The sequence below is a fragment of the Streptomyces sp. NPDC052101 genome, assembly GCF_040680235.1.
Taxonomy (GTDB): domain Bacteria; phylum Actinomycetota; class Actinomycetes; order Streptomycetales; family Streptomycetaceae; genus Streptomyces.
This window is the reverse complement of the sequence record NZ_JBFAWH010000140.1, coordinates 1-1,270: the sequence shown is the minus strand read 5'-3', so window position 1 is coordinate 1,270 and position 1,270 is coordinate 1. Positions and strand designations below refer to the sequence as shown.

1 protein-coding gene is annotated in these 1,270 nt (G+C 72.3%); it reads right to left on the bottom strand.

Features of this window, described 5'->3' with window-relative positions; genetic code table 11:
* A partial coding sequence (locus tag AB0L75_RS44320; RefSeq protein WP_365191955.1) for a low specificity L-threonine aldolase occupies positions 1–1,022 on the bottom strand: 1,022 nt, incomplete at its 3' end.
* Positions 1,023–1,270 lie beyond the last annotated feature (248 nt).

The following is a 1,270-nucleotide window of genomic DNA, read 5'->3' as shown; positions in this document are numbered from 1 at the left end:
TCCTCCTCGGTCGTGTCGAAGCCGCACACCCAGCGCACCTCGCGGCGCGCCGCGTCCCAGTCGTAGAACCGGAAGCGGGTGCGCAGCCGGTCGGCCACGCCCTCGGGCAGGACGGCGAACACGGCGTTGGCGTCCGTGGCCTGCGTGAACTCGACGCCGGCCAGCGAGCCGTCGGCGACCCCCGCCTCGATGCCGGCGCGCAGCCGGGCGGCCATGGCGTTGGCGTGGCGGGCGGAGCGCAGGTACAGGTCGCCGTCGAACAGCGCGAGCAGCTGCGCCGAGACGAAGCGCATCTTCGAGGCCAGCTGCATCTGGTTCTTGCGCAGGTACACGAGGCCGTCCGCGGCGTCCGGGTCGAGCACGACGACGGCCTCGGCCAGCAGCGCCCCGTTCTTGGTGCCGCCGAGGGAGAGCACGTCCACGCCGACGTCGGTGGTGAAGGCGCGCAGCGGCAGGCCCAGGGAGGCCGCGGCGTTGGCGATGCGGGCGCCGTCCAGGTAGACGCGCATCCCGTGCTCGTGGGCGTAGTCCGTGATGGCCTTGACCTCCTCCGGGGTGTAGACCGTGCCGAGCTCGGTGGACTGGGTGAGGTAGACGACCAGGGGCTGGGCACGGTGCTCGTCGCCCCAGCCCCACGCCTCGGCGGCGATCAGCTCGGGGGTGAGCTTGCCGTCGTCGGTGGCCACGGGCAGCAGCTTGATGCCGGCGGACTTCTCGGGCGCGCCGCCCTCGTCCACGTGGATGTGCGCGGTGTCCGCGCAGATCACCGCGCCCCAGCGGGGCAGCATGGCCTGGAGCCCGACGACGTTCGCCCCGGTCCCGTTGAACATCGGCCACGCGGTGGCGTCCTTGCCGAAGTGCTGGGCCACGACCTCCTGAAGACGCGCCGTGTACACGTCCTCGCCGTAGGCGACCTGGTGGCCCCCGTTGGCCTCGGCGATCGCCGCGAGCACCTCCGGGTGGACGCCGGAGTAGTTGTCCGAGGCGAAGCCCCGCTCCTGCGGATCGTGGATCCTCTGCATGTCAGTCCGTTCCCTTCTCCTGGAGCGTGAGGACGGCGTCGTTCAGCGCGCCCGCCTCAGCCTTCCACAGTCGCGCGTACTCCTCGGCCAGCCGTTCCTCGAGCCCGGCGAGGGACTTCACGCGGAACACCCCGACCGGCAATCCCCGGCGAGTCCCGGTTCCGGACGCCCCGACCCGGGGACCTCGCCAGCAGAGACGGCGCACGAGACGGCGCAGGCGATCGCGGTCCTAGGAGAGATCGACGGCG